Source organism: Myxococcales bacterium (genome assembly GCA_023898405.1).
GTDB lineage: Bacteria > Myxococcota > UBA727 > UBA727 > JABDBI01.
Genome location: CP060221.1, coordinates 2,414,648 through 2,440,235 on the forward strand (window position 1 = coordinate 2,414,648; position 25,588 = coordinate 2,440,235).

21 protein-coding genes are annotated in these 25,588 nt (G+C 37.5%); 12 read left to right on the top strand and 9 right to left on the bottom strand.

What is annotated here, in order from left to right; genetic code table 11:
• Window positions 1-38: 38 nt before the first annotated feature.
• Window positions 39-446, bottom strand: coding sequence for an IS200/IS605 family transposase (gene tnpA / locus H6731_10930; GenBank protein USN51986.1), 408 nt, complete (start codon window positions 444-446; stop codon window positions 39-41).
• A 30-nt stretch (window positions 447-476) separates the two neighbouring features.
• On the opposite strand from tnpA, the gene tnpB reads away from it, so the two are divergent.
• A complete protein-coding gene (tnpB, locus tag H6731_10935; GenBank protein USN50752.1) occupies window positions 477-1,715 on the top strand; it encodes an IS200/IS605 family element transposase accessory protein TnpB in 1,239 nt (412 codons plus the stop codon).
• A 23-nt stretch (window positions 1,716-1,738) separates the two neighbouring features.
• Here tnpB and H6731_10940 read toward each other — a convergent pair whose 3' ends face one another.
• Complete coding sequence (locus H6731_10940; GenBank protein USN50753.1) at window positions 1,739-2,305, bottom strand: hypothetical protein; 567 nt, start codon at window positions 2,303-2,305, stop codon at window positions 1,739-1,741.
• A gap of 8 nt (window positions 2,306-2,313) precedes the next feature.
• Window positions 2,314-3,135, bottom strand: a complete 822-nt coding sequence (locus tag H6731_10945; GenBank protein USN50754.1) for a glycosyltransferase family 25 protein — start codon at window positions 3,133-3,135, stop codon at window positions 2,314-2,316.
• Between the two features lie 124 nt (window positions 3,136-3,259).
• Between H6731_10945 and H6731_10950 the strand changes: the two genes are divergently transcribed.
• Window positions 3,260-4,162: a hypothetical protein gene (locus tag H6731_10950; GenBank protein ID USN50755.1), complete on the top strand. Its 903-nt coding sequence runs from the start codon at window positions 3,260-3,262 to the stop codon at window positions 4,160-4,162.
• A gap of 9 nt (window positions 4,163-4,171) precedes the next feature.
• Here H6731_10950 and H6731_10955 read toward each other — a convergent pair whose 3' ends face one another.
• The gene (locus tag H6731_10955; GenBank protein USN50756.1) at window positions 4,172-7,111 is read right to left on the bottom strand and encodes a DEAD/DEAH box helicase; all 2,940 of its coding nucleotides are present in this window, start codon (window positions 7,109-7,111) and stop codon (window positions 4,172-4,174) included.
• Window positions 7,112-7,223: 112 nt separating this feature from the next.
• Here H6731_10955 and cdd point away from each other — a divergent pair, with 112 nt between their 5' ends.
• From cdd to H6731_10970, 3 genes are all read left to right on the top strand, one after another.
• Entirely contained in the window at window positions 7,224-7,634 is a 411-nt protein-coding gene (gene cdd, locus H6731_10960) for a cytidine deaminase (GenBank protein USN50757.1), read from the top strand.
• Window positions 7,635-7,648: 14 nt separating this feature from the next.
• Complete coding sequence (mutS, locus tag H6731_10965) at window positions 7,649-10,222, top strand: DNA mismatch repair protein MutS (protein USN50758.1); 2,574 nt, start codon at window positions 7,649-7,651, stop codon at window positions 10,220-10,222.
• 61 nt (window positions 10,223-10,283) lie between these two features.
• On the top strand, window positions 10,284-11,111 hold the full coding sequence (locus H6731_10970; protein USN50759.1) for a class II glutamine amidotransferase: 828 nt from the start codon (window positions 10,284-10,286) through the stop codon (window positions 11,109-11,111).
• 103 nt (window positions 11,112-11,214) lie between these two features.
• Here H6731_10970 and H6731_10975 read toward each other — a convergent pair whose 3' ends face one another.
• On the bottom strand, window positions 11,215-11,649 hold the full coding sequence (locus H6731_10975) for a MarR family transcriptional regulator (protein ID USN50760.1): 435 nt from the start codon (window positions 11,647-11,649) through the stop codon (window positions 11,215-11,217).
• Between the two features lie 54 nt (window positions 11,650-11,703).
• On the opposite strand from H6731_10975, the gene H6731_10980 reads away from it, so the two are divergent.
• Both H6731_10980 and H6731_10985 read left to right on the top strand, forming a co-directional pair.
• Window positions 11,704-12,090 carry a VOC family protein gene (locus H6731_10980; GenBank protein USN51987.1) on the top strand — a complete coding sequence of 129 codons (387 nt, stop codon included), beginning with the start codon at window positions 11,704-11,706 and terminating at the stop codon, window positions 12,088-12,090.
• Between the two features lie 1,155 nt (window positions 12,091-13,245).
• The gene (locus H6731_10985) at window positions 13,246-14,709 is read left to right on the top strand and encodes a hypothetical protein (GenBank protein USN50761.1); all 1,464 of its coding nucleotides are present in this window, start codon (window positions 13,246-13,248) and stop codon (window positions 14,707-14,709) included.
• 1,104 nt (window positions 14,710-15,813) lie between these two features.
• On the opposite strand, the gene H6731_10990 is transcribed toward H6731_10985, so the two are convergent.
• Window positions 15,814-16,323 carry a hypothetical protein gene (locus H6731_10990; GenBank protein ID USN50762.1) on the bottom strand — a complete coding sequence of 170 codons (510 nt, stop codon included), beginning with the start codon at window positions 16,321-16,323 and terminating at the stop codon, window positions 15,814-15,816.
• A 253-nt stretch (window positions 16,324-16,576) separates the two neighbouring features.
• Complete coding sequence (locus tag H6731_10995; GenBank protein ID USN50763.1) at window positions 16,577-17,638, bottom strand: hypothetical protein; 1,062 nt, start codon at window positions 17,636-17,638, stop codon at window positions 16,577-16,579.
• A gap of 659 nt (window positions 17,639-18,297) precedes the next feature.
• On the opposite strand from H6731_10995, the gene H6731_11000 reads away from it, so the two are divergent.
• From H6731_11000 to H6731_11020, 5 genes are all read left to right on the top strand, one after another.
• Window positions 18,298-19,359, top strand: a complete 1,062-nt coding sequence (locus H6731_11000; protein USN50764.1) for a mechanosensitive ion channel family protein — start codon at window positions 18,298-18,300, stop codon at window positions 19,357-19,359.
• 156 nt (window positions 19,360-19,515) lie between these two features.
• A complete protein-coding gene (locus H6731_11005; protein USN50765.1) occupies window positions 19,516-19,950 on the top strand; it encodes a transposase in 435 nt (144 codons plus the stop codon).
• A 65-nt stretch (window positions 19,951-20,015) separates the two neighbouring features.
• Window positions 20,016-20,831 (top strand): IS5 family transposase, encoded by an 816-nt coding sequence (locus tag H6731_11010; GenBank protein USN50766.1) that lies wholly within the window; start codon window positions 20,016-20,018, stop codon window positions 20,829-20,831.
• Window positions 20,795-21,655 (top strand): IS4 family transposase, encoded by an 861-nt coding sequence (locus H6731_11015; protein ID USN50767.1) that lies wholly within the window; start codon window positions 20,795-20,797, stop codon window positions 21,653-21,655. The genes H6731_11010 and H6731_11015 overlap by 37 nt, the downstream gene beginning before the upstream one ends.
• Before the next feature lie 22 nt (window positions 21,656-21,677).
• Window positions 21,678-22,016, top strand: a complete 339-nt coding sequence (locus tag H6731_11020; GenBank protein ID USN50768.1) for a hypothetical protein — start codon at window positions 21,678-21,680, stop codon at window positions 22,014-22,016.
• Between the two features lie 100 nt (window positions 22,017-22,116).
• On the opposite strand, the gene H6731_11025 is transcribed toward H6731_11020, so the two are convergent.
• Entirely contained in the window at window positions 22,117-24,012 is a 1,896-nt protein-coding gene (locus H6731_11025) for a hypothetical protein (protein USN50769.1), read from the bottom strand.
• Between the two features lie 200 nt (window positions 24,013-24,212).
• The gene (locus H6731_11030) at window positions 24,213-25,397 is read right to left on the bottom strand and encodes a hypothetical protein (protein ID USN50770.1); all 1,185 of its coding nucleotides are present in this window, start codon (window positions 25,395-25,397) and stop codon (window positions 24,213-24,215) included.
• Window positions 25,398-25,588: the final 191 nt, after the last annotated feature.

Consider the following 25,588-nt stretch of genomic DNA (forward strand, 5'->3'; position numbering starts at 1 on the left):
CGATTTAGGTGGTGGTGTAGCGCGGCTGAGGCAAAGCCTCAATCGATTTGGGCTTGGTTTTCAATATATTGTTTTATCACAGATAAAGGAGCTCCTCCGCAGCTTAATATGCAATAGGAACGACTCCAAAAAACTGGTTTTCGATATATGCTTTTTAATTCCTGTGAAAAGTCTCTACGAATCAATCTTGATGTTACGGTTTTAATATTGTTGACGAATGTGGCGGGAGCAACTTTAGGATTCATTCTTATTAAAAGGTGAACGTGATCTTTTTCGCCGTTAAATTCAATCAATTCACAACCCCAGTGTCCGATTATGCGAAAGAACTCAGTGTGCAGGTAATCAAGCATTTTCTGCGAGATACATTTTCTTCGATATTTAGTTACAAGTACTAAATGTACGTTAAGAGAGTAAGTGCAGTGAAAAAGTTGTTTTAATGCTTGCATTGTCATAATTAACCAAGTTATATTTTTTACATGGAAAATGTAAAGAGAAAAATCACTTATCGACTGTATCCGTCAAAAAAACAGGGGCATGAGATGAGCCAAATTCTTTCTTTGCACCAGAAGCTTTATAATGCTGCTTTAGAACAACGAATCAATGTATATAAATCCAAAAAAATTAGTCTTAGTTATTTTGATCAAGCGAGAGAACTTACAGAACTTCGCAAATTTGATGAGGATTATAAAAAGCTCAATGCTCAAAGCTCGCAAGTTACTTTAAAACGTTTAGATTTGGCTTTTAAGAATTTTTTTCGTCGAGTAAAAAATAAATCGGCTAGGGCCGGTTTTCCCAGATTTAAATCGTACGATCGTTATGCTGGCTGGGGCTACGCTACTCATGGCGATGGCTGGCGTTTATTAGCTGGTAAAAAATCTAAGAACGGCTATTTGAGGTTAAGCGGTGTGGGTCATATAAAAATCCGCGGACAAGGTAAGCATGTTGGATTGCCCAAAACTTGTGAAATCCAGCACAAAGCCGGTAAATGGTACGCGTCCATTACGCTTGAATGTTCAGTCACTCGCAGCATCGGTGAAAACGCCATAGGAATTGACTGGGGCTTAGAAAGTTTTGCCACCGTGGTCAATGATAAAGGCACAAGCAGTATGATAGCGAACCCTCGATTCTTAAAAAAAGAACTTAAACAAATAAAAACTAGACAAAGAAATTTATCGCGAAAAAAGCGGGGCTCAAATAATCGGAAAAAAGCTTGCAAAATTGTGGCTAAAGTTCATGCCAAAATTGCTAATAAACGCAAAGAATTCTTGCATCAAACCACGGCAAAAATAATTAAAGATTCAGCTTTAATCGCAGTGGAAAAATTAAATGTAAAAAATATGAGCGCTCAGGGTGGCTCACATAAAAAAGGATTAAACCGAGAGATTTTAAGTGCGGCTCCTGGGATGTTTCATCAAATGCTCAAATACAAAGCGGCAGAAGCTGGTACTGAGTGGATAGAAATACCAACTAAGCAAGTTAAGCCGTCGCAGACATGTCATGGTTGTGGGAAGCAAGAGAAAAAAACTCTTGCCGAGCGCATACATGAATGTGTCTGCGGTGTGCGATGCACTCGCGATGAAAATGCCGCTCAAGTAATTTTGAATTGGGCATTGTTTGGCAATGCCACTGGTCAGGAACTGGCCGGGTGTGGAGAGGTGGCGTTGGTCGCTTCGATGAAGCACGAAACTCCGCCTACAGCTGCGTTAGCAGCTTAGGGGGATGTAGTTCATGTGCTTGATTAAAAATAGGCTCTGACCCCAAAAAATCCTGGTTCAAATCTGAGGCCATCAAATATTTTATATTGCCCTACTATGGATATCTGGGTCGACATACCAAAACTTAAAGCAATATGTTCATTTAAGGGAAGAAGCAGAGCAAAAGGAATCTCTATAAGCATATGAGCAGTTGTTATATCAGATTGTGCCATTTCATATTTGATACCAAAACCAAGAACTGGTATGACCGACCAATCGGGTGAAAAGTAATAATGAAACTTAGTGCCCAGACCCCAATGCCAGAGGGCTTCTCGTTCTCCAAACTTTAGTCTGTAGTTAAAGAAAGGAGTTTTTAAGTGTGGCTCAAACAATAATTCAATATTGTCCGTTACAAAGATGCCAAAGTGAGGAAAAATATTGAGTAAGAGGGAAGTTTGGCGGACAGGATCCCACTCAATAGGAATGCTAACTAGTCCGCCTAATGACAAACTACCTTGAGCAATATTGAGCTTAGTCCTAATATCAGATGCCCAGCTGCATAGAGAAAAACAACACAGCAAAGGTACGAGAAGTAATTTAATTCGATTCATTTTTATCTCTAGCGGATAGTTGAAGGAATGGTTGTATTTACTCGGACAAGCTCAGGGTTTAAGCAGTAGGCGTTTAATTTTCCCTTGCCAATAAGTTCTGTAAGCTGGTTATCGATAGGTTGGCGAATAGGAGTCAACATCTCTTTAATTTTTTTGGCTGAATCTCCTCTCACCGCATAGGCGTAGGCTCCAGCAATACAAGAACCATCGAGTTGCAGCCAAGGCGTATATGCGACTCGGTACTTATCATCGGTTGCGCACAATAAATATTTGTATATTTTTGAATCCTTAAGTGAGGTTGGCATGTATGGTCCAATAATTTCGCCAGTTAAAGTGACTCGGTAGTTGTTATAACAACCGAGATAAAGGATATCCCAATCAGATGGAGTGGCTTTGAGAGCCTGCTTAAATTGAGTTTCGATATCAATCGGGATGACCACATCGTCCTCAAATGTAACGGTGATGGAATCTCTATTTTTTATAGCATTTGGTAATGCTTTTTCTATATTTGATAAATATACGCCTATCTCGCCAGGTTTAAGAATAGATTTTTGTTTTACTTTTTCAGCATAGATGCCATTTTTAACAAGCGTATCAATATCTTTAGGAGAAAGATCTTTGCCATACACTGCATCAACGATGTGGTATTTTAGTCCGGCTAATTTAAGTTGATTTTCAGTGTTTTCTCTGCGTTCTTTAGCTGTTTTTAAATTAATAAATTGATATTTGATATCCAAAGCAGAAAAATCTTTTAAATCTACACTACTGCAGCTAACTAAAAAAAGTATCGTCAATAAAACTGTAAATGATAAATATATTAAGATTTTCATATTGTTATACTAGTTTTAATTTTTTAAAAAATAAAAAATTAAGCCAAAAAGTTATTCACAAAAAAATAACACCTACAATAACTACTTGCACGAAGCAAGCGGATAATACCGTGAGGTTCTCGTTATGAAACAAATATTTCTTATTTTGGCCATTTTGGGGGCGACGACAGGACTTACTAAAGCAGATAATCGTGAACCAGATTCACCGAGAGGAAACTATCAGTTTTCGCTCGCCGATATTCAAAAAACTGTACGAAATGCACTGATAAAGGCGAATGATGAAATTAATATGTTAACAGAATTGCAAGAAATTGAAGAAGTTGCACAGTTATATTTTGCCAGTTATCTCAATAAAATTGCTTCCTACAATGTATTAAATCCTCAAGTCGTTAATCTCGTTGAGTCCTATAAAACCGAACTTACTAACGCTTTTGTATTAAAAGAGTTCAAAGAGAACTATCCGAGGTTGATATACGATGAATCAAAGTGGATGTTTAATAGCGTAGGCGGCATCTATGCTAATACACTTATACTTTATTGTTCACCAAAGGAATACATAGTCTTGTGGGGGACAACGCTGCGAGCTGATAATAAATTTTCCGGTTATTACCCATTTATGAATGAGTTTGATGTCATGGTAAGAGGGCGTATGGAGTCTCATGACCTAGATGGACCGGGCCATGCTTCGGTAGTCTATCAGCCTATGCTTCAGGACAACACAGAATCATCTACGGTCGATACTTCAAACTTGGTGCCAAAAAATGTTCGGGCCTATAACTTGGGTGAGCATACCTATATGGTTTCTTACGCTCAAGGGAATATTTTAAAGGCTTTTGTGCCAGGTGCAATCATGCCAGGAATTTTTATCAACCAAGATTGGGGGGGCTTGTTCTCACACATAAAAGAAAGTTTGAGCTCTTTTATACAGGCACATCAGAAAATAAAATCCAACGATTGGAGAAAAAATCAAAATTATCGAGCCATCTGGCTAATCGATGATTATCACAATAAAAAGCAAAGAAGCTGAGTTTTGCTATTAATCATCGTCTGTTTCTTCTTCGTTTTCTTTGAGATCTTGTGTTGGTTTTACACGATCGATTTCACGCAAAAGCAAACAGCGGACTTCATCGCGGCTGAGATTAGTAGCATTTTTAAAGCCATCATGGAGAACCGACTGTGCCGCAATTCGTTTTTTCTGAGCAAGCGCTACAACCTCACATTCAATACTGTCTTCAGCTATCAACCTGATAACGTGAACAGTTTTTTTCTGGCCAATACGGTGAGCGCGATCGACTGCTTGATCTTCTACCGCAGGGTTCCACCAAGGATCAGCAAAGATAACAGTGTCAGCTTGGGTGAGCGTGATACCTGTACCACCGGCTTTGAGACTTACCACAATAATTCTTGGGCCGTCTTCACTCTGAAAAGTATTGATAATTTCATCGCGATTGATTGTACTGCCATGAAGCCATAGGGCACCTTTCTCATCGATTTCTTTGGCAATATCAACGATCAATTCCTGCATTTTTAGAAATTGAGAATAGATAATCATCTTACGTCCCATTTCTAGACATTCGATCATGATCTCCTTGAGTGCTTTTAATTTGCCTGAACTATGATCGTGGGCCTCTTTTCCTAGAATAAGGGAAGGGTGACAACATATTTGCCGCAGCCTGGTGAGCGCCGAAAGCAAAGTAAAGTGAGTTTGGCTATTGCTTGGTTGATCAAAAGACAGATTTTTAGCAAGTGATCCGCTTAGCTGTCCTACGTATTGGCGATAAAGTTTCTTTTGCTCAAAGCTTAGGGCACAGTGGACAATGTTTTCAATCTTAGGTGGAAGCTCGTTTTCGACTTCAGATTTTCTTCGCCTCATTACAATAGGAGCCAAAAGCATTTTTAAGGTAAAAGCATTAGAATATATATTGCCAGATTCAATGGGGCTTCCAAATTGTTTTTCGAACTGGCTGCGCGATCCTAAAATACCATCTTCAACACAATCTAAAATATTAAAGAGATCACCAACATGATTTTCGATGGGAGTACCAGTAAGAGCGATGCGATGGGTACAATTAAGTGACTTCGCCGCCTTAAAACTATCGGTTTGCTGATTTCTCACGTATTGAGCCTCATCAAGAACCAATGTTGAAAATTCCATTGCGCCTAATCGTGCATTTATATCACGGCGCAAAATAGCGTAGCTTGTGATAATGATATCGCAGTCGTTTATATTATCGCCAAGCAGATGGCGATCTGGACCGTGCCACTTGGTGACTCTCAAATCAGGAATATGTCTGTGGGCTTCGCCCTTCCATACATCGATCACGCTTGTAGGGCAAATCACTATTGCAGGCTTAGCACTGAGTCCCTTCTCTTTCAGGCGGGCAAGGTGAGTCAAAATCATGAGCGTTTTTCCTAGCCCCATTTCATCACCCAAAAGTCCGCCAAGACCTGAGCGCTGAAGAGATGAAAGCCATGCAACAGCATCATGTTGATAGGGTCTTAGTGTTGCAGTGAGAGATTGAGGCAATACCCTGTCTTCTTCATTTTGTTGGATAGAAAAATTATCCAAGTAGTGCTGAAGTGCGCCATCAGCATCAATGGTGATTTGATCCTTGAGAGCATTCATTAAAAGCGCAACCTGCGCTACTGATTTATTTTTGAATTGATTAGGTTTTTCAAAACCAAAGGTATCGCATAAGTAACGAACGCTCAGATAGGCGTCTTCATTGAGAATGACTAAGGTGTCTTCATCAAGAACAAGAATATTGTCGCGTGCTTTGGAAAATAGCGAGAACTCAGCTTGAGTTGCATCGAACTCTGGCGACAAACTTAGCGCAATTTCAACTCGAGATGGCTTTTCATTATCGGTTTTAATCTTAATCGTAACTTTTGATGGGAGTTCTATGATGCTCGGATGTGCATTTTCATCAAGTTTGATGTAAGAAGGTAAACGATCTTTGTGACTGATACTCTTTAAAAGTTCAAAAGCGTCATCACCAGAAAGTTCAAAACCATCATGAAGCCGAGCAGGACCTGCGCCTAAATGGTACAAAAATGAACGGGCATTTTCTTCGTTTGCAGCAGGGCGTCGAAGCAGTTGAGGGATTTTTACTTCACTGACATATTTTTCCTCATCCATATCTTTAGTGGCGCTAATATGAACGGAGGGAATAGAACCTGTGGCTTTGATTTCTACTTCGTCTTGGAAAGACTCGTGCTTAATTTTTGTGACTAAATGGGCGCGAGCACACATTTTTTGGGTTACATCGTCAATATTAAGAAGAAGTCTAAGACATATCTGACTTTCTTCTGGCTGTATTGCAAGTTCATTGAGACAGCTAAAATCAATGCCAAGTCTCGATAGAGCATAAAACATTTGTCTGGACTCAACTTGGCACAAGCCCAAGAGCGGTAATGGCGGAGATTCAAGAATCATTTCCGCTTCAGCTTGGGTAATATTGGGGACAATTATTTGGAGCTTAAGCCGCTCATCAATGACATAAGCATTGACGTCACCAAAAAATCGTGGGTTTTGCAATTGAGTCCCATTTGGTTGTAGCAGTGAAAAATGAATTTGAGGATCTTTTGGGCTGCCCTTAAGGTGGGCCTTGATGCGAGCATTCAATTTCCCAATACTGATAACGCCCTCACCACTGACTTCAAAAGGTATAGCTGAACAGTAAGGCAAAACAGTGCTTAATGAGGCATGATCAAGAGTAAATTCGCTTTTGTTTTTTGTTGGCTTAGCGAGTTTTAAAAATCGTTCCAAAACTTTTCGTTGTCTTGGTAGTAGAATGCTCAGGTTATTTATGGCTTCATAGGGATCTGTAATGGAACTGTTGTTGCCACCAATATGAATTTTTATAGTGCACATTTCCGTTTTAGTAGGAAGTTTATTGAGTGCAAACCATATCCTGCTGGGAGATTGTCTAATTTCATCACTTAGGCGTAACCAAGAATAAGGAGGGTACTTCACAAATCCACTCGAATGTTTTTAAAAAAATCCGCACTAGTATATGTCACTTGCCCAAAAGGTCTAGTACTGAGTGAAAATTCGAACCCGGTGCGATGAAATCAAAAGGAAAACAATGGATAAGGCTCAATTACGAAAGCTTTTGAATGCTGCCAATGAAGTTCGCCTCAAGGCTTATGCTCCCTATTCCGATTACCATGTAGGGTGTGCCATTTTGCTTAGAAATAGCACTATTATCACTGGTGCAAATATTGAAAACGCCAGTTTTGGAGCCACAATATGCGCTGAACGTTCTGCTTTGAGCACGGTGGTGAGTGCAGGTTTACAAAAAGATATTCAGGCCTTGGCTATTGTTACGCAGTCTTCTCCTGTAGCTGCCCCCTGTGGTATTTGTAGACAGGTTTTAAGTGAATTTTTATCTTATGACGCACCAATTATCTTGGCTAATGACCAGGGAGAGTCCACGATAACTTCCATAGGCAATCTCCTTCCAATGGCATTTAGCAATAAAGCTTTAATTAAATAAGATGAGTAATTTCAATGACTAAACAAAAACTAACTCCAATGATGAGGCAATGGATGGATGCTAAAGAAAAGCATCCCGATGCAATATTGCTCTTTAGAATGGGAGATTTCTATGAACTCTTTGGAGATGATGCAGTTTTAAGCGCACCGATACTAGAACTTGCTCTTACATGCCGCGATAAAGATAAGAGCGGAATGAAAATGGCAGGATTTCCTTGCCATAGTGCTCCAAATTACATCAATAAATTGGTTGAGCAAGGCTATAAGGTTGCCATTTGTGAGCAACTTAGTGATCCCAAAGCTGGCAAAGGTATTGTAGAAAGAGGAGTTGTTGAAGTTGTTAGTCCTGGAACACTTTTAGAAGAAGAAAGCTCGGGTTCAGCTCACAACTTTCTTATGAGTCTTATTAAAGACAAGAACAGATGGGCACTGGCTGCCTTGGATTTATCAAGTGCAACTTTTTTAGTTTCAAGTTCTGATAACTTTGACAACGTGATTGATGAAATTAGTCGTCTCAATCCTAAAGAACTCATAATTTTTAAAGATGATGAACAGGCCTATCAAACGCTAAGCGAGGTACAAAAAAATTCTCGTTTTCGTTTTAGAATCGAAAGAAAAGCTGAAAAAAAATTGAATGAGAGCAGAGCAGACTCCTTGGAAGACAAAGCGCAATTCTTGCTGATCGGCTATGTTATGGAGTTATCTGGGCAGATGCCTTGTCATGTTGGCAAGGCTGTTCATTACTCAATTGAGGATCAACTTTTAATGGATGAGGCTACTCGGCTCAATCTTGATCTTTTACCGAAAAAGAAAGGGGATAAAGCAAATTTATACTCGGTGCTGGATTTTTCTAAAACCGTCATGGCTAAACGCTTGCTAGCTAAAGAATTGTCTGCCCCCTCTACCAATTTGCAATCAATTATTGAACGCCAAGTGAGAGTTAAGGAATTTTTAGAAGAAAATAGCTTGAGAGATTTTGTGCGAGAACAATTAGGTGGTTGCCACGATATCAGTAAGCTCACAGCTCTGGCTTCTTCAAATAAAATCGGTCCCCGAGGGATGGCACGCCTAAGAGATTGTTTGTTCATTGTTGAGCAGGTGAGAGAGGAAATTCTCAAGAGTTCAGTCTGTGAGTTAAGGGATTTTGCAAGTTTGCTTCCTGACTTTGAACACTTGAAGGCACAACTTGACTGTGCCTTAGTGGAAAGCCCTCCCATACTGCTTAAAGATGGAGCTCTTTTTAAGTCTGGTTATGATCAAGAGCTCGATCAACTTTTAGAACTGCATAGTAATAGTCACGATATGCTCTTAAGGATTGAAAATAAGGAGCGTGAATCAACAGGTATTTCCTCACTGAAAATAAAATACACTCGTGTGTTTGGGTACTATATTGAAATAACCAAAAGCAATCTTTCAAAAGTTCCCGCTCATTATCAGCGAAAACAAACTATTGCCAATGGTGAACGATATATTACCGAAGAACTGAGCGAGCTAGAGATTAAACTCAACACTGCTAAGGAGCGCCTTGCTGCTCGAGAATATGAACTTTTTGAGGCTTTGCGGGCAAAGGTTGCAAAAAACGCTCGAATGCTCATAGAAATGGCCAATATTATGAGCGAAATTGATATGGTGGCAGCTTTGGCAGAGGCAGCTTTCGTTAACAGCTGGGTGTGTCCAAAAGTACTTGCTAAAGAAGAAAGAATTATTTCGATTGTTTCCGGGAGACATCCGGTTGTTGAACATATTACTCAGCGCGAAGGTTCATTTTTTGTTCCCAATAGTTTAGAGCTTAACCATAGTGATTGCAGTTTGGCTTTGATCACTGGGCCAAATATGGCCGGTAAAAGCACCATTATGCGCCAAGTGGCTCTTATACAAATTATGGCGCAAATTGGATCATTTGTGCCTGCAGACTCGGCTCAACTTAGTGTGTGCGATTATATTTTTGCTCGCGTGGGAGCTTCCGATGATTTATCGACTGGCCGATCGACCTTCATGGTGGAAATGAGCGAAACTTCATATATTCTAGAGCATGCAACGGAGTTTTCGTTGATACTGCTTGATGAGATTGGTCGCGGCACAAGTACTTACGATGGTATGTCAATCGCGCAGTCGGTAGCTGAGTATATTCATGATGAACTCAAAACACGGACTTTATTTGCTACTCATTATCATGAGCTCACCGAGTTAGAAGAAAAACTAGCAAAGTTTAAAAATTTCCATGTTGAAGTGAGTGAGAATAATGCAAAAGTTCAATTCCTATACACACTGGCTCCAGGTCCTGCCTTAGAAAGTTTTGGTATTCAAGTTGCTCAGCTGGCAGGATTACCAAGGCATGTTGTTGAGCGGGCTCGAGAAATTTTGCATTTACTTGAAAATAAAGAAAAAAACAACTTTGAAAAACCCAATGAAGTATTGCTACCGGTGCAAGCTCTGTCTCAAGGGGATTTATTTAATCAAAGTGAAAGGAGGACGAGCTTTCCCGAGCTCGAACGCATAGCTGGTTTGGATATTAATCGTATCACGCCAGTTCAGGCCTTAGTAAAATTACAAGGTTTACAAAATGTGCTTCGTCAGGTGATTAAGTAATTTAAATACACTAAAAATCTGTTTTGTATTATATTGTAAATATTAATCAAAATGGTGGGTTATGTGTAGGTTGTTTTCTGTTAAAGCCCGGAATAAAAGCAAAGTCCATCATTCCTTGGTGGCTGCGGAAAATGCCTTGATGGAACAGAGTAGGAAGCATCCTGATGGCTGGGGTATAGCCTATTATCAACAGGGGGTTCCACATCTCATTAAATGTTCGGATCCAGCCTATAAAAGTGAAATGTTTCATCATGTGAGTCACGCTTTGTTTTCAGATACCGTTATAGCCCATGTGCGCAAGGCAACTTTCGGAAGTATTTCTATTGCTAACTGTCATCCTTTTCAGCAAGGAAGATGGGTAATGGCGCATAATGGAGAAATTCCAAATTTCAAAAAGATTCGCGGAGATTTGATGGCAGCAATTTCCCCGCAATTTTTAGTTAACATTTTAGGGGCTACCGATAGCGAAATTTACTGTGCCTTGATCATGCAGGAATTATATCAGTTGCGTGTGCTTGACAGTCCTGCTCCAGCTGTTCAATTGGTTGCACGAGCTGTTCGTGCTGCAGTAAAAAAAATTGAGTTCTTAGCAGGCCGTTACGATATAGAAAAAAAAACCTCTCTAAATATTGTTTTAAGTAATGGAACGCTGTTGCTTGCCTACCGTCACGGGCGTGAGCTTAATTATAGTTGCTTCAGGGATGATGAATCATCGTGCACTGGAGCTTTGTTGGCCAACAAATGTGTGCCGAATTATATTGAGGGGTGTTCTATTAGTCATCTTTTAATTAGCTCTGAGCCTGTCGCACAAAAGGACTTGTGGCAGAGCTTGCTGGATAGACAAATCGTAGCGGTCGATCATGAATGGAAATTTTATAGAGATCTTTGATTTCATTTTGTTAGCAAGCCAGAAAAGAAGTTTGAAACAACTTTGTATTTAGAAAAAAACTTAGCTTAGCATTTTGATTCGTTCAACTTTTGGTCAACTTCAATTATTGAAGATTTTTTATGCACTCGTTCAAAATTTCTTCAAATAGCTGAATATTTTTTTTACTTAAAGTACGTGTCATGAGCTTTTGTGTTTCGTACACGTGTGCATGGGCAACTTCAATGGTACGTTTTCCTTTTTTCGTTAACTCGGTGCAAAGAATACGGCCATGATTCAGATCGCGTTTTCGCCTTACCAAATTATTTTTTTCCAAATTTAAAACGATGCCATGCATGGTTTGTGCGGTAACAAACGATGACCGCGCTAATTGTGCATTTGAAATTCCCGGACTTGTTTCGAGTTGACTGAGAACTGCATATTGTGGAGTGGTAAGTTCCAAACTTTTGAGAGTTTCATCCATAGAATTCCGTAAACTATGCTGAGCCTGCTTCAATTTATAAGCAAGTTCAACGTGCTTATTTCGCTTAGTTGTTGACATATCAGGGTCCTTACAATATTTTGCCAAAGCTTAATATAGATAACCGGAAAGATGATGGCAACTAACAGCAATCCACCCATTAGAGCAAATCTTCAACTAATTTTTGTTTCAGACATCAAGAAATCAACCTCCTATTACACTATGCTCTTCGAAACAGAGCCTGTTTTTACTAGTCCGCGCTATGTAGCCTTTTCTGCAGGTGATGAGAAAGTTTTATTTGCTCTTTGGACTGGTAAACAAGCACCAGATCCTCAGGCACCCCGTTTTCATGAAATTGGAATCATGGTGTCTTCAAATGACGAAGTCGAAAAACTTTTTCAGAAATGGCGAAAAAATTCCGCCATAAATATTATTCAAGAACCAGTGAGTGAAGTATTTGGGCTAACCTTTTTGGTGAAGGATCCAGATGGGCATATTATCCGCGTGAGTCCTCTCGATTAGTTGCGTGCCAATAGTAGTATTGAAGGTGAGCTATATTATTGGAGCAAATGAAACAGAGGTCTTTCTTTGGGAAAGCTCGCCTGAAATTAATGCAAAAGTCATTTGGTTCACTTTTAATGCATCGACAGATGAAAACTATGAAAATGAAATTGAAGAATAACATTTGCTGAAGGGGAGAATAGTAGGTGGATTAAGCAGGTCAGATGCACATCATTTTTTTTAATACTTCCAATCTCCCAAATATTCTGTAATAGGGCCCAGCACAAACGAAAATGCTAAGGATAATGCTGAATATGAAATTAGGCGGTATTATCTTTCTTTTCTTTGTGCCTTTTATTATCCTCCGTTATTTTTTCTGCTGATTTAGGTGTAATCCCTAGTCGACAAGAGCCAGAGTAGTAATTTCTAAGGAGCTTGTACATTGGCTAAAGGGAAAATTGGGCTTTATCCTGCTTATAAGCTGCTATGACGTGGAATTTTCAGAGTTATCGTGTCACTTGGTAAATCAGGGTATTAATTTGTTGTTCGTGCCTTTGTTAACTGATGAAGGGCAAAGTTAGCAACGCGTCCACTATTGTGCCCAAGCTCGTTGCATTGAAAATCAAATTTACACAGTAATGTCTGGCAATGTGGAGAATCTACCAAATGTACACAATATGGATATTCATTATGGGAAAGTTCCATACTTATTTCTTGCGATTTTCTTTCATATTTAAAAAGCTATAACTTTAGCCATCATTAAGCCCATCATGCATAAAATCAATGGATCAAGTCTCATTGATTTTTATAGGAATATTATGGGCTTTAAGCTTTTCCTTTTCAGTCGTTTTTTACGTTTTTTAGAGCCTTAGCTAATATTCTTCACCATCAATAAGTAGTGCGGCTTGCCATTTCTAAGCCCTTTTAAAATAAAATTTAAGAAAATGGCAATAAAAACAGATGTTCTTGGTAATTACATAAGGCAGCATCATGCTTAAAAATATATTTTTTCTCAAAAAAATCATTATTTTTCAGGCAATTGTGCACTTATAATGCGCAAAATTAAGCCAATATTACGCATGATAAAACTATATAAGTGAACCCGTATTGACGCATGGTGAATATATAGCATAGTGCAGTTATTAAATAAGCATTAATGGTGCAAGGATAATATTTATGGTTTTAAATAAAATATTTATTAGTATAGCATGTGTTTTCATTACAACATCATCAATTTTATTTGGAATGGGCGACGAAGAGCTATTGTTTCCCAGCCAAGGACAGAAACGCCATTTTTCCGGCAATGAAGTCAAAACAAACTCATTAAGTCGCTTAAAAAACCATCTACGATGTCTTATTAATTCCGGCGATATTAAAGGGTTTGATGACATACAAAACAATCCAAATTTAAAGAAAGTTGCTATTAATTTACTTACCGATGCAGATTATTCTTGGAGTGCTCGAGAATTTTTTGGAAATATCGTGAAAAGTGAAGAATCAGACTATAATAAGTCAATAATTGCTTACAATCTTTTAAAGGATGTCGAACCTTGTTTGGCACCTTTTGGTTTTCTTAATTCTAATGCAGAGTTTAATAATCAAATTGCATGGCACTTGAAATGGAAATTCTCACGAAATCAACCATCTGAGCACATTAAAACTTTAAGAGAAATCTTAGAGGGAAATTGTGAAAAAGAACTTAAAACAAAAGTTGTCAACGCTTTAAGTGATATAATGATTAATGATCGAAAAGAAGGCGATTCAGATGAATTAATGGAAAGCGCCAAGACATTATTTTATATGCAAGATTTAGAGCTTAAAGAAATGGGCGCGCAGGTTTTGCTTGGCCTCATAAACTATACAAAATATTTGGATGAACGTGATTCGGAGATTCGTATGCTAAGCGCCAAGGCTTTATTTGAAGACTCAATGTACAAACAAATAGGAGTTGATTCTTTGGTCTATATAGCAAAAGATAAAGACGAAATTAATACTGAAGAAGTTCGGAAAAAATGCGCAGAAATTCTATTTACAGACTCGGAATATAAAAATGTCGGTGCCGATGCTTTTTACAGTATTGCTATATGCGGTAGTTATTGGAATTCTGATGAAAATAGACTCTCTTGCGCAAAAATCTTATTTGACAATCTCGAATATCGGAAAAAAGGAGTAGAGGCTTTAGAAAATATTAGCGAAAACGAGCTTTATAGTGAGGCATCGCTTAGTTATGAAGCCGCAGAAATTTTGTATAATAGCTCGGAAGATGACATTAGGGGTAAGGGCGTAGAGTTATTGTCAAAGTTTTTAGAATACGACGAAGACGAAGAGTTTGATTACCAACAATGGGTGCCATACGAACTTTTGGCTGCCAAAAACATATGCAACTATCCAGGAAAAAAAGAAAAAGTAATGAAGTATATGAAGAAATTTTTAGGCAATAATGTTGACGAGAGTCTCGCGAATTGCTGTTTACAGGACGAGGTTTATGATGTTCTCAAAGTCATTATTGATTCACCTGAAACCAGTGGAGAGTTACAAGAAAGTTTCGCTAAAAAAGCTAAAACTTTGTGGGAAAAATTATTTATAGCTGACCTAAATTCTAAGAAATCTGAACTCAGTAATGGTTCAGACTTAATCTGACGGACATTGAATGACGAGCAGTATCTGTTAGCTTCTGCCTGAACTATCATAATTGGGCAAAGAGAGCTCGGATTAATCTTAATCCGAGCTTATTCATTTAATAGATACCAAAGATTTTTCAAAGCCTTCAAAATATTTTTAGTTTGCCCGGTTCTTGGCCCTAATCCCTAAAATCTTGCCTGAGTAACAATTTTTTAGGGAGCTTGTACATTATCATCTGACATTTTTTCAGACTTTATTATCGGGTCATAATTTTTTGGGTTTTTATTTAGTTGCTGAACACAATAATCTAAAGCATGGCGGTAATGTATTGGAGCATACTAGATCTTTAGCTTTAGACCAATCAATATCATATAGAAAGCCTACGCTGTAAATCACGCATGCAAAGGATCTCATTCATACAAGATCCAAGCAGAAGAAAAACGTCCCTTTGCGGAATATTAGAACCAAAAAGCTTTTATCCTTCATCTGGTTTCCGGTAAAACTATGCTCATTTTCAGGCCAATAGCGATCTTGGCTTTTTTTTAGTGATCATAAAGAGTAGTTACCAAGTGCTTTATGTGTATTGGAAACCACCTGAGGTTATGAAAGTGAGTGCGTAGACTTTCTTATTAACAAGAAAGTCTCTCTGCATAGAGCCAATACACGAAAGCTGAAGAATTTTATTCGCTCGTTTGGCCAAAATGCAAAAACAGGCGCCTTAGATGCAAAAGTGCTTTCGCTTTCTGCTTTTGAAAGAGGGGAAAATCTTGCCTGTTTTTCATGCTCCTGATAAAAAGTCAGCGAAGGTTAAAATTGCTAATAGAAAGAAAGCAGGACCTTAAGAAAATGCTTGTTCAGGAAAAGAACCGTTATCAAGCCCCGTTAAACAAAGAGATTAATGTGCGTATACCATCAGTTATACGCTCTGTTTGGAAAGAGAAATTGCAAAACTTGAAGCGTCCATCAATAAAATAGTTTCTGAATCTTTAGCAGGCAAAAAAGAAATCTTATTGGGAATCCCCGGTATCGGCGAGATTACAGCTTTGGAGAGGTAAAAGGTAGACTCATTCTGGTTACGATTACTTATAAGCTGATATCAGGTAAAAGAGCGCTTTTCGAAAATTACGCTTCCGGTGAGTAGGTGAGAACGAAGCCACCAATATGAAGGCCACCAATCCAGTCAAATTGACTTCTTGGAAAATCCGCTGTAGTCGAAATATAATTTTCTTTGAAAATAGCCTGCTCAGATTGTGTTGGAAAAATATGAAAGTTTTGCTGATTAATCGGCAATTTCGCTTTCAATAGCTCTCTTGATTTTAGGCGCGAGTCATAAAAAGTCATTTCCACATAGAATGTATTATTTGTCGCTTCCTTAAAGACCTGCCAAGAAAGCTTTTTCGAACCCTGATCATTTCCAGTTCCTGAAATTTCATAGGTACTAAGTGCATTGGAGCCGAGAATTCTTTCAAAATTGACCTCGATTGCAATAGGTGTAATTTTTCTCTCTGCGTCTAACAGGCGGCCCTTCCAGGTTGTGCCAGCGAGAGCTTTTGTGACATCATCTTTTGTTCCCGCGAATGAAACTAAAGAAAAAAAGGCAAAAACAAGCGAAAATAGGTAGTTACCGAACATATTAAAAATCCCCATCACATGGTAATAGCTAATAATGCGTGGCACCTGCCGCAAGTTGAGATGAGATTTTAGGTCCAAATGTTGGGGAAGAGTAGGTGGGCATTTTCAAAAAAAGCGGTTTAAATTACTTATATTCAAGATGGGTAGTCTTGAAAAAGTTAGTTTATGCTTCTTATCTTCTGGCCCACCAATATTGTCTTCTAAAAACATGGTTGCAAGTCGTAAATAGGACCTATCTAAATGTAAAAAATCATTAGTGATTTGAGTTTCTCCCAAAGATTTCATCAAGAATTTCTTGCAACTGTTGCTGGTAGGTGGAAAAAAATTCATCAGCATATTTGATGAGGGTGATAGCTAGTGAACTTTCTGGGTTATTAAAATCTATACTTGGATCAATCATTTGGATAACATATCCCTCATAGTCAGCAATTACACGATTTTGTCGCTCATGGTCTTTTGATTCTGGACTTGTAATTTTGGTTAGAGAGTCATTGATGTCCTTAGAAAAAGCTAAATCAAGACGGCAAAGGTCTTCATAGCTACCCGATATTATATTTACCCCATAATTTTCATGGGTTAATATAAATAAGATTAACGCTAATTTATTGCGTTGATGCAGGTTGTCAATAGTCAAAATTAGTGGGTTTATTGTATGAATTATTTTTTGAATGTATTTGGTGTAAAATGACATGTTTTCATCGCTAAAATCAAAGAAGGCTAATGCATGGCCCATATCGTGCCTAAGAAATTCATCCTGAGGTCGATTGACTGCTCCATCATAACCTGATCTTTGGGTGGGAACTCCAAGCAAAGTAATTTTTTTAGACAGAGCAAAATTAATCTCACTAATTTGCAAAATTCCATTTTGGGAAACTATTGGGAGAGCAAAAATCTTATATTTCATTAGTCTGTTTATATTCAAATGCCTTGATAAGACATTTGACTGCCCAGACAGGGCTTTGGCAAATGCATGATGAATAAAAGCAAATTCAGTATTGCTCATACTATGTTGTGCAAACATTTCTTCTGCAGTCATTTCAATATTTTTAAAACTATTTTTTAAATCAGAAGATTTTGATGCAAATGCACGTCTTAGAATTGAGATATTTCGATCGTATAGTGGACGCAGGCCTGGATCATGGTCGCTGACTTTTAACTGAAACTGCTCTCGGCGAAGGTCCAACTTTTTAACTTCTTCCTCAATAAAATTAGTAGTGCTGTTTTCCTGAGAATTAGCGAACTCAACTTGCTGAGAATGCTCATGATTATCAGGAAAATTTAGAGAGAAAATATTAAGAGAAATAAAAGAAAACAAGTAAGTAATTAATTTAATAAGTTAAAATTCCGATTAAATAATATAATTTTATATTGTATTGTTGCGGATGGTGGTGTCAATAGGTTATAGAGAGTATTTTTAAATGGTGTTTATTGTGGCCATGGTATGTACCCACTCTATGCTAACAATACGTGCCAACTAGCCCCAGACGATCAAGCTTTTTTACAAGAATGACATCAGCTGTTTCAACCTTCATGGGCAAGAGTTTTAAGCCTGCTCGATTGCTATGTTGTCATGTTTCGATATCGCTAAATATTCTTGTTCCATTAAGCCCACTCTTTGAGCGCCTTGATTTTGACGTCAAGCGATTGTTGGCGTGGATACCTGAGCATACCCGAAAAGTTGCACGATCTTTTGTCTACTAAGCTAGCAAAAAACAATTTATAGCTTAGAAGATAGCATCGTGGCATCAAATCGATCTACGGAGATTTAAATTCCTTAGCGTACGTTTTTGTACCACTGGGCTTCAAACCTCTTGGAGCATTTTTGGCTCTACAGCATAAGCTCATGCTTAAATAATTGATAGCGTGTCAGCCTTTGGTTTATTATGCTTGAAATAGTTTTTAAGAAATCAAAGGTTGAGAGTTTTTGTAGATTGTTCAAAACTATATGCATATTATTTAAGCAGGGGTCTGTTGGTGTCTCATTTATTTTCACAAGTCTCCTGGGCTACAACGAAGGCATTTTTAATAACTGTTTGTGTAGTTGCCAGCTTTTATATTATCGGTAAAATTTTTAGTCTTAGTTTATTGAAGAGATTTATTAATCTCTCTCAGAGTAGGCGATGGCGATTCAGTGAAGCATTTTTTACCTCGGTGAAAAAAGTTCTGACTCCTTTCTTATTGTCTTTAAGCTTTGTCATTTCAATTCAATTTTGGAATTTAGAAGGAAAGTCTTTAGAGTTAGCGAGTGATATAGTTTGGTCTGTATTCATAATAATAATTTCACATTTTTTAATTTTATTTTTTTCCCAAGCGGTCACAGCTTATGGAGGCATAAAAAAAACAGCCCTGCCAGCGGCAACGCTCGGCAAAAATATCATTAGTATTTTGGTTATTATACTTGGATTTTTGTTTATTCTTCATCAGTTCGGTGTTTCCATTGCGCCTTTTCTTACGGCTGTAGGGGTAGGTGGTGTGGCGGTGGCTCTCGCGTTGCAAGAAACTCTTTCAAATTTGGTCGCTGGTATAAATATTACCATGGGCGGCGAAATTCAAAAGGGCGATTACATAAAGCTTGATACTGGTGAAATAGGCTCAATCACTGATATTTCTTGGCGTGAAACAAGTTTAAAAATGCGAGAGAATAATATTATTCGTATACCAAACAGCAGGTTAACCAAAGCAATATTAACTATCTATGATAGGCCCATTAAAGAATTTATCATTTTTTTTACTGTTGGAGTCGATTATAGCAGCGATTTGGAACACGTGGAGAAGGTCACATTAGAGATTGCCAATGAAGTGCAAAAAAATGTTAAAGAGGCAACTTATAATTTCGAGCCAAGGCTGCGGTATCAGGAGTTTGCTGATTCTTCTATCAATTTGATTGTGGCCTTAGGTTGCGAAAATTTTGAAAGCCAATTCATGGTGCGCCATGAGTTTGTAAAACGTTTACATAAACGTTTTAAGCAAGAAGGAATTTCTATACCTTTCCCTATGAGAACACTCAGCTGGTACCAAGCAGCTCCTAAGGTTTAGAAATGTACAGTTTCTTAGATTTATATCGAAACAGCAAAGGGAAATTATTTGTTGTGCTTATAGTGTTTATTCAAGCACTCATGATTGATCACATCTTTTTGTTGACAAAGTCGTTTAAGCATTTTCAAGTTTAATTTGATGTGATCAAGTTTTTCAATGAATCATATAAGAACAGAATTTATAGAATCAAATCTTGGTGATAAGCGCTTAACTAAGCGCCTTTTATCAATTGTTAGCTCGGTTATTGAAAGTCCAGAGAAATCTTTTCCTGAGGCATTTGGGAGTTCGGCAGAATTAGAGGGGTTCTATCGGTTTGTGGAAAATCCTTACATAGAAATAAAAGACATTTTAGAACCGCACAAGCAAGCTACTTTAAAGCGTATGTGCAATAAGAATAATGATATTATTATTGCGCATGATTCGAGTGAGTTTGTATTTTCAGGAAAGAGACGAGACCTTGGAACAACCTCACTAGGTAAAAGTGCAAGCTTCTTTGGCCATTTCAGTTTAGCTATTTCTGCGTCAGATAGAGAACCATTAGGTACATTGGGGTTGCATTGTTTTAAGCGCGGTGAAAAAATCAGTCCTTAGAGGCTGTAAAAAAAATCAATTTGGCAATTCTGGTTCAATAAATGTCGCTGTGACGAAAGTATGACGTGAAAACCTTTTTGAAAGGAAATATCATGTCGTGCTTGTATGAGACCTGTTTGTCAGATTGTGCCTGGGAAGTGATTGAGCCACTTTTTCCTGCTAACGCCAAACGAGGCAGACGTCGTGTCTATAGCTTTCGGAGCATAGTTGATGCCATATTCTATGTTTTAAAGAACGGCTGTGTGTGGCGTTGTTTACCCAATGACTTTCCTCCTCACGGTATTGTCTATCACTATTTTCGCACCTGGTCTGTTTCTGGTTTGTGGGCGGTCTTAAACTGCATTCTCGTGGCAATAGTCAGAACCTGTGCTGGCAGAGATGCAAGCCCCTCACTTGTTTCCATCGACTCCCAATCACAGACAGCGGAACCAGGAGTAGATGAGCGTGGTTTGGATGGGGGAAAGAAGATTAATGGAAGAAAGCGCCACATCGTTGTTGATACGATGGGATTGATGCTCCTATGCATTTGTACCGCAGCAAATGTATCTGATAGGGTTGCCGGCGAGGAATTGGTTACTGAGCTCAATAAGCGCGAGAAGTTTCCCAGATTAGCGAAGATTCTTGGAGATAACGCATATAAGAATTTGTCTTCAGGCTTGAGAGTAGGCGTAAGCACAGAAACTGCGGAACGTTTAAAAGGGCAAAAGGGGTTTGTACCACAAATATTTCGTTGGGCCGTAGAACGAACTTTTGCTTGGCTGAATCGAAATAGGCGTCTGGTGCGTAACTATGAGAAGAATACAAAGCATCAGGAATCAATGAACTACATCGCTAATGCAAGATTATGTATCAGACGATTGGAAAATTGGCTTACCACCTGAGATTTGATTTTTTTTACAGCCTCTTATCGAACAAAGAACATCGATTTATTGTTAGGGGCTGCTATGACCGCGCCCTTGTAAACGGCAAGCATTTACGCGAGGAATTTGCAGAAGAAAGCAGATTGTTTTCTAAAGAAATACATCTTTCTAGAAGAAATAAAAAATCCGGCGGGGCTAATAATAAAAGGCTTGTTAAAAGAGATGCCCGCAATACGATAGTAGATATTAAAGCAAAACAAATTACATTAAAAAGATCAAACTGTGTAGATAAAAAATATGCATTATCTTTAGATATAAATGCTGTTCTTATTCTAGAGCGAAATCCGCCTAAAGATGAAAAGCCTATTGAATGGATTTTACTCACTCAAGAACCAATCGCTTCGCGCCAAGATATCGAAAAGATTATCGAATGCTATTGCTCACGTTGGGTCATAGAAGAATACTTTAAAGTCCTTAAAACTGGATGCTCATATGAAAAAAGACAGTTAGAAAGCTTTCACAGCCTGAAAAATTGTTTGGGAGTCTTTATACCAATAGCCTGGTTTCTCCTGCGGCTACGCAATAAAGCAAATGAAGCAAATAGCTCACCAGAACTTTATATACCGCCTCCATTATTAGCTATGCTGCAAAATTATACCGCGGAATCATTGCTTACTGTCGATGAAGTTTTAAGGCAAATAGCAAGGTTGGGAGGACACATTAAATATAACGGTCCTCCTGGATGGCTCGTCTTATGGCGAGGGCTTAGAGAACTTTATGCTATGTATAAAGGTTACCAAATCGCCGAATCTATCTTGTCAACAAAAAGATGTGATCAATCATGAGTTCAAGCATAAGGTTGATGCCATGCAAAAAATTATAGCTCTTCTTGTATGTACTCTTTGTTCTGGCGTTTTTGCCAAAAGCATTGTGATAGAGATTTGGGATATTGGTAATGGATCCTCTCGTCCGCTTATTGATGCAGTAAAAATGGAAGCCAGCATGTATGTTCAAAATAGTACTATAGTGCAAACTCATGAATATTCACCAAAGCACCCTGTTTGTGGTGGGGCTTACAAAGTTTGCTATGACGTAGCAGAGAATGCAGAGTTTAATTCTGTGTTAGAAAAATTTAATACTATTGCTGAAACTGCTAAAGCTCTAGATTCTTGCCCCATGAGCGATAAACTCTGGCTTCATCATTAAAGTGAGCCAGCTATAACGCTTACTTTCTAATAAGCCTTTAGATGTATTTCTGAAGGCTTCGTGAATCATTAATTTCTTATGTAGTTAAAGAAAATTATTTTCAAAAATTATCAAAAAGATTCTCAGAAACAAAGGCTTTGAGGGCTTCTTCCTCACTTTTATATAAACTGCTAAATTCTATTCTACCTTCTATCCACTCTTGGTTAATTTCATCTGAGTTGAAGTCAAAAGAGTTTAACTTATTAAGATCAAATGTAATTTTTTGCTGAATCACTAAAAAATTATGCGCGTTTGAAAAATTATCAGCATCGGCATCGGTACTTAAAATTTGAGCAGGAAAAAATCCTGTTAGATTGATTTTATTGCCTGAGTCATGGCTAATATCAAAGTTAAAAACAGCATACTTCTGGGAAGATTTTAAAAATAGATTTAAATCATTGGCATGAATCTGATCAGCAAGTTTCCCACTGTAAGTCGCCGATTCAATGGAGGCAAGGGATATCAAATTTTGCACAAGAAGGGAGAGTTTTTTATCGTCAAGCAGTATTTGCTTGTTTTCAAGTTTGTCTTTTAGATAGTTGTAAAAAATTTGAATGGCTTGTGTCGAGATCATTTTGCTGGCATCTGCAGACTCGTGAGTGTTTTTCGGTTTTATGATGTCCTTATTATCCCAAATATATAAACAAGAACCAAGCCTTGTTAAAGTATCATTTAAAATTTTTATATGGTGTTTATTGTTATAAATTTCGGTAATTTTATTTTTGTCTACTTGTTTGTTTAATATGGTTGATATTTCTTGGTTTGATATTGTGGAAAAATGTTGCATGTTGTTGTTGGTTTTTGATAAATAGATGTCTATATAGAGTGATGATAGGTTATTAATATATAAAAGATTATTAGAGAGAACTCTAAAACACAATCCTGCATCTTTGAGGATTTTAATTATGTGATCATGCTTATCTTCGAGTTTATTTTCATATGTATTAGCTAATTTAAACCAGCCTTTAGAGATGTTTAAAAACTTTGTAGCGAGCTCTTTAAGTTTTTGAGTTTTTATGTAGTTAAGGTCATCTTGAGAGAAAGAGCCTTTACTAAGGAAATAATTAAGTGTCTTCATGTATTCTTCTGACTGGAGTTTAGAAGTTATAGCGAAATTTGCTGTGGCTTTTCGATTCGCTTCAGTAATACAAAAATAATCATTGAAGTTTCTACTTACCCCTTGCACTACTCTGCTCAAGCCATCAGTACTGCCATAACTAATAGTAAGTTGATTATTATAAATTTCTATCAGCTTAGAATCCTCGATGACGTCAAGAACTGCCATGGATTCTGCCAATTTATTAAAATTATGCACAATATTTTTTAAGTAAATTGGTTGGCAAGACTCTAAGATGTTCTGCAGAAAATCTGCAAAATTATTAAATTTATCACTAGTTTTATTAAGTGTGTTGATTATTTCTTTGTTTTTTTTATCGTCTACAAGTTTTTTTTGGTATGTATTTGCTAGTTTTTTCCACCCGAGGGAAATGTTACTTAATTTTTTAGATAATTCATGAATTGTTTTGGAGTGAAATGACCAGAAAAGTTCTTTGTTTTCATTGCTGGTACTAAATTCACCAAAGATACTAGTAATGCTCATTATACAGGCGGTTATATCGCTTGTTATATCAAGGGCAAATTGAGCGCTATCTTCTCGACTAGCTCTACTATGGCTAAACAAATTATTAAAAGATCTACTGGCACTTTGCAAGATTGAACCCACACCTTGGGTGCTTCCCGAACTAATAGCAAGAGTATTATCGTAAATCTCTATCAATTGCCCATCTTGTATATTCTCAAGAACTTTCAAAGATTTAGCCAGCAAGCTCAATTGATCAAGGTTTTGATGAATCAATCCGAAATTTTCATAGTCATATTTTTCAGTCACTTGCCCTTTTATATGGACTGCTAATAAGTTAAAACTGATGAATAAAGTGAAAAAATATAATATTTTCATTGCGTAAATCTCAAGAATAAATAGAAAAAATAAAAATTATTAGATAACAGTATAGCTTTAAAGAAACATAAGTCAAGTTATGAATAATGATTTTTAATAATTTTTTTGATTAATTGTATGCTAATTTGGCGATTTTTTTATGGATGTGTATGAAAACTTAGAGAGCTAAAAACAGCAGAAAAAATCTGCTGTCTTTAATTTTATTTTATAATGATTATTTTATCTTGGTTACTTGGTAAATGTTTTTGATAAAAATCAATAAGCATTTCTTTGAGCGAATCAGGGCTGGGAACATCGTTTTTGTCGTGCAGTATCACTTTGAGATGATCGGCAGTAAGAGTAAAGTATTGATCATTAAACGAGACGCTCTCATAAGTATTCTTTATATTTTCAGCAAAGGCATCAGTATTAAAAAAAACTAAGAAGTAGAGAGATACTAAACGGTAACTTGCTAGGCCTATTTCATGACTATTTTCAAGTTTGAGCTGTTTTATTGCAGCAGTTGCCCACTGAGCAGAGTTATGTTGGAGTTGAGTTAGAAACGTTTTTTGCAACCTATCTATAGGGACAATGGCCAAATCTTTTAGACTATGTCGAATGGTCATTTGTTTCAGGGATTCTCTTATGTTAGAAAGGTCATTTTCTTGAGAGTATTGGGCATAGGCATGGATGAGATTCATTTTGAGAGTATGTCTAAGCTGTTCTGCTGCTTCAAATTGTTTACAGAGTGAATTGGCGCCATCAAAATTTTTATACTCTGCGGCATAGTTGCAATAGTGCTCGATCTTATCTTTTTCAAAGACGGGTCCGTCTAATTTCCAAGCCTTTGCTATTGCTGCGTACCATTTGTTTTCCTCATGATTGGCTTTGGAAATAGCATTAAGATAAGCACGTGATCCGAAACCAAATGTTGAACTTATTTTGCTAGCGCCGACATACACTGTTTCTCGAATCGACTGCAACCAGGTCTCAGAGTTTGCCACGTTACTCCATGTAGGTTTATTGGCAAGGCTAGAAATGGCTACTTTTGCAACATCTTCGCTTGCTTTTTCTATGTAATCTTTACTTCCTTGCATGATGGTTCCATATATCGAAAGGAAGTGATTTAGAATCTGCTGAGGATTGTTGTCATCTTTGATTAAAACTTGGGCACTTTCTATGATTTTTGAGCTCAAAGATATCAAAAATTTTTGCCTAATCTCGTCATAATTATCTATAATTTTTAGTATAGAATCACCTGTATCATCATAATTGTTTACGAGTTCCTGTGCAGCATTAATTTGTGGGTTTATTAGGGATAAAATTTCATCAGCATTTGCTTGGCCACGGCCTGTTAAGTGGAACAATAAGACAAAAAAACTCAATCGAGTTACCATTTTTTTCACTATATACTCCAATGTATGATTTCTTCTCTGCGCTGGTTAGATAATTATCCAGCATTAAAAGAAATAACTAAATTTATTGCTATATTAAATTTTTTAAAAATCAAGTAAGATTGTCGACGGAGAGTTGATGTCTTTTTAATTTTGTTTTGTAAAATATGGCTTATCTTGTAAGTAAAAAAATGTCTTATGGT